This is a genomic window from Bacteroidia bacterium (assembly GCA_025056095.1).
GTDB lineage: Bacteria > Bacteroidota > Bacteroidia > JANWVE01 > JANWVE01 > JANWVE01.
Genome location: JANWVW010000343.1, coordinates 1 through 1,246, shown reverse-complemented (window position 1 = coordinate 1,246; position 1,246 = coordinate 1). Strand labels below are relative to the sequence as shown.

Sequence of the window (1,246 nt, the reverse complement as noted above, 5' to 3'; positions counted from 1 at the left end):
GTGCCCCGTCGCTGCGCTTCGGGTCGGCGTGCTACGGGCTGCGCTATTGCTTCGGTGCTTCGCTGCGCTTCGCACCGTGCTGACGCACGCCCTCCGCATGCCTCACGCAGCAGCGTTTAGATGTTTTACTTTTTTTTCATGCATACTCTTGTTTTACCTTGTTTAGTTTTGATTATCAACTACTTACAAGGTTAAAGTTTTTATCTTGTTTTAACTGCGCTCATTTTACCTTGTTTTGTGTTTATTTTCAAGCATATACAAGGTTAAGCCTTGAGTATACGGGTTTATTACTACTCTTTAACCCTGAACAATAAGATTTTACTTTATTTTCAATTGGTTTTGAAATAGTTGCAAGGTTAAAATTCAGTTTTATTTTTTATATATATTCATTTTCAAGTACTTACAAAATTAAGTTTTGAATAAGCGGAGTTAGTATACTTGCTGCTTGCGTGAGTTATGTGGAGGGTGCGTCAGCAGTGCGCGGCACCGGAGGGTATGCGTAGTGGGTAATGCCCCACTCCGAGCGTAAGCGAGGGACACGCCCAAAAAAGTAAAATTATTTTTATTTTTTAGACTTGACATAATATCAGTTGTTTGATCTTTTAGTTTTGTAATGAACTGAAAGCGTAGTAGGAGAGGGGGTTATATTTTAGTAACTTTGTAGCAAGGATAAAAAAAATCAGTGTAAGTAAGTTCACTTACACTGATTTTTTAATTTTTTTTGGGCACTTACCTACTTTCCCGCATAAGCAGTATCATTGGCGTGGAGGGGCTTAACGACTCTGTTCGGGATGGGAAGAGGTGAACACCCTCGCTATTGGCACCCTTAAAATCTTTTGACAAGTAAGATAAGAGAAGGATAGTACTTTTTGTAAGTGTTCAAGCCATTAGTACAACTCGGCTTTGGTATTACTACCTTTACACCTGTTGCCTATCTACGTAGTCGTCTTCTACGGCTTTGATGGATATCTCATCTTGTGGTGGGCTTCACGCTTAGATGCTTTCAGCGTTTATCCCGTCCGAACGTAGCTACTCAGCAGTGCCCTTGGCAGGACAACTGATACACCAGAGGTTCGTCCGTTTCGGTCCTCTCGTACTAAAAACGGCTCCACTCAAATATCCTGCGCCCACAACAGATAGGGACCGAACTGTCTCACGACGTTCTGAACCCAGCTCACGTGCCACTTTAATGGGCGAACAGCCCAACCCTTGGGACCTTCTCCAGCCCCAGGATGTGACGAGCCGA

2 rRNA genes are annotated in these 1,246 nt (G+C 43.1%); both read right to left on the bottom strand.

From position 1 onward, the window contains the following. Positions 1-720 precede the first annotated feature (720 nt). Positions 721-828: ribosomal RNA gene (rrf, locus tag NZ519_13925) — 5S ribosomal RNA — on the bottom strand. A 39-nt stretch (positions 829-867) separates the two neighbouring features. After that, positions 868-1,246, bottom strand: a 23S ribosomal RNA gene (locus NZ519_13920); the annotation flags it as partial.